The 461-nt window shown below is 57.5% G+C and carries 1 protein-coding gene; it reads left to right on the plus strand.

The features are described from left to right. Positions 1–174: 174 nt before the first annotated feature. On the plus strand, positions 175–461 hold a 287-nt coding region (locus tag AC1D0P_RS29225; protein WP_477679935.1), incomplete at its 3' end, for an asparaginase.

The following is a 461-nucleotide window of genomic DNA, read 5'->3' on the forward strand; positions in this document are numbered from 1 at the left end:
GGATATCGTCTGGCAAACGATTGTCAGGGATTTGCCGATGCTCGCAGAACAAATACGCCTCATTCTAGGAAAATTGGGCTCAAATCCCTGAACATTTGACGGCAAAAAAGTTGATTTTCGCAGCACGTTCTGCAAATCCAAACCCCAAGAAAACCGATCCCGAAGGAAAACATCATGTCAAACCCGGTGCTGGTCGAAGTCCTGCGTGGCAACCGCGTCGAGAGCGCCCATCGCGGCATGGCGGTGGTTGTCGATGGTGCCGGCAAGACGGTGTTTGCGGTTGGCGATGTCGATCGGCCGGTGTTTCCGCGTTCGGCCTGCAAGGCCATGCAGGCCTTGCCGCTGGTCGAGAGCGGCGCCGCGGATGCCTATGGATTCGGCAATAAGGAATTGGCGCTCGCCTCCAGCTCGCATTCCGGCGAGCCGGAGCATGTTGCGCTCGCTGCCTCTATGCTCAAGGC

The sequence above is a fragment of the Polaromonas sp. P1_G2 genome (assembly GCF_056405515.1).